Below are 2,336 nucleotides of genomic sequence, written 5' to 3' on the forward strand. Positions count from 1 at the left end.
CTTAGCTTGCAGGTTATGGGTAACTTTTTTCGAAAACAGTACACTAGTCTGACAGGGGGCTGGTGAGCGGCCTGACGCCGGGTTGAGGTGTACTTCAATCGGACACAGTCCAGGTTGCACGAGGGTATGCCTCCTGTCGGCAGTGCTTAACATACGACTTTTTCCGAATTCTGCGGGCTCCCCTTAGGGCAATAGATACCTGGGGATTTTCGCTTTTTACCGCCTCGGCACCGAAATACTCAGCACTTATGGTGACCTCAGCCAGACCTTCGTAGGCAGCAGCCATTGCGTGAACTCCTTTAGTTAGCCGCCTTCAAACAGACGAAATTTTATCGACGCAAACGATACCAAACAAGCTATACCTGCCAACATAAAAGAGAGTCGATAACCAAAGCTGGAGATAATCAAACCAAAGAGCACCTGACCGAAGAAGAAAGAAAAATCGTACACTGAGCTGAAAATAGAAAGTTGAGTTGAGCTTGCTTCGGGATTTTGTTCCGCATTCAATCCTATTAATGAGGGGAAAACCAGCCCCCACCCGAGGCCCATGAAAGACGAAGCCGCAAGCATCATAGATTTCGAGTTGGATGCTGCGAGCACCGTGAGCGCCAGCGTGCATAACAGAGCGCCTGCCTGAGCGAGCCAAGTGAAACTTCGCCAACAGCTCAGTTTCGACATATTCACTCTGATAGCAAGTGTGGCACAAGCAAATATGAGGAAGAAGGCGCTCACAGACCCATAACCCTCCTGCCGCGAAAAAATCGGAACAAATGCTTCTGCCATACCTAGGGGGGCAGCGACCAGCATCAGTTGGATGCATGTCGAGCGCAGTGGCGGAGGTTTCTTGCTCTTCGTACTAATGGTCGGCCCTGATGTGGAATTCAAGAGAGGCTCGCGACCTGCGCAAATAAATGCCGCAGCCAAAAAACACATGGCAGAAGCCATCTCAAAAGTGCGTGCGTAACCTAAACGCTGAATAACAAATTCGCCTAATGCAGGGCCTAGCGCATAACCAAGAAAGCTAAATATACTGTTGATTGAAAACTGGCTGGCGCGCTCACGAGCCTGCGCAGAATTAACAGCAAAGGCCAGTATTCCAATAATTGAAATCGTGTAGCCTATACCCTGAACGAAGCGCACTGACACCAACTGAAAAATCCCTTCAACTTCATTTGTGATGAGATATGCAAACGCCGTCGTCACGAGCCCAAAAACAATCAGCATTTTCTTTTTTTTATATTCTAGCAGGCGGGAAATGTAAACTCTAAAAAGTATCGGAGCAAGCCAAAAAGCCCCGCTAACAATTCCAATCCTGGCTTGGGTCAAGCCTGAATCCTCCAAGGATCTTGATAACAAAGGGATGGTGCAGCCGATACTGCCCAAAAGCAGGAACGTTGCTATGTTCGGCAGCCACACCCTAACACCCGAGTAATCCATTTTTCAGCCCTGTATTTGGCTTCGGCAACCGCAAAATATATTGAGTTCACCAAGAAATTGAGGCGACTTGCTTCCAAGAGTCGATATCAGCTCGAGTCGGCACCATCCACGGTTTTCGTTGTTGAAGCTTTCCGATTCCTGATTTTGGATAGCCAGTCAGAAGACTGTAGTCAACTTGAAGGATGCGGTCAGTCCGAACTTCTTCAGAAACAGCCATGCCTAAGAATTTTTGATAGAAGCCAGCATGATCAGCACGCACTTCCCCGGTGATAAAATCAATATTGTCAATGGCTTGTATGGCCATCGCTGCCTTAAGAAGTGCGCAGGCAGCAATTGGGAAATTTCCACCCTCCGTGATGGCGAATCTATTAAACTCCAGAATGTTTGGGCTGGAATTCGAGATGCATTGGTCTATATGATCTTTCCAGAGCTCATAGCTCAACAGCCTATCAATCGTGTCCCTGTTCGCTCGAATGATCCGCATCGTGCCAATCGGCTCATTCTTTTGGAATGCAATGAGCGAGTCCACCCAAGGATTTTCGTCCGTAGCATCGAACCCCATGCGCTTGCCATTGTTGCTCCACTCATATTTTGCGTATGCATTGATTCTCAACTCATGGACAGCTTGCTTGTCTTGATGTGATTCAGAGAGCCGTACGGTTATGCCAGAGAACATGTTTTTCATAAATTTCGATTGATCATTCGTTGTGGACGTTGTAGGCCGGGACCCCAGATATTTCCGTCGCCCCATCTTGAGGGATGGCAAGGGTTCGTTTAAAAAACAGCAAAACCAACTAGTGTACTGTTTTCGAAAAAACCAGCTACTAACTAACGTAAAATTCAAATTTTATCAATAACTTAGGTTGCGGGACACGGGTAAATTATTTCGCAAACAGTAC

The 2,336-nt window shown here is 47.3% G+C and carries 2 protein-coding genes; both read right to left on the bottom strand.

Translation table 11 applies throughout. The features are described from left to right. Nucleotides 1-303: 303 nt before the first annotated feature. Nucleotides 304-1,437, bottom strand: a complete 1,134-nt coding sequence (locus DW49_RS0123330) for an MFS transporter (protein ID WP_005622093.1) — start codon at nt 1,435-1,437, stop codon at nt 304-306. 46 nt (nt 1,438-1,483) lie between these two features. Continuing rightward, on the bottom strand, nt 1,484-2,122 hold the full coding sequence (locus DW49_RS0123335; RefSeq protein ID WP_024419752.1) for an N-acyl amino acid synthase FeeM domain-containing protein: 639 nt from the start codon (nt 2,120-2,122) through the stop codon (nt 1,484-1,486). Nucleotides 2,123-2,336: the final 214 nt, after the last annotated feature.

Source organism: Pseudomonas avellanae BPIC 631 (assembly GCF_000444135.1).
Lineage (GTDB): Bacteria > Pseudomonadota > Gammaproteobacteria > Pseudomonadales > Pseudomonadaceae > Aquipseudomonas > Aquipseudomonas avellanae.

Excerpts from the sequence above, each read along its gene's own strand:
- DW49_RS0123330 (WP_005622093.1), bottom strand. The coding sequence starts at position 1,437 with ATGGATTACTCGGGTGTTAGGGTGTGGCTGCCGAACATAGCAACGTTC.
- DW49_RS0123335 (WP_024419752.1), bottom strand. The coding sequence starts at position 2,122 with ATGAAAAACATGTTCTCTGGCATAACCGTACGGCTCTCTGAATCACAT.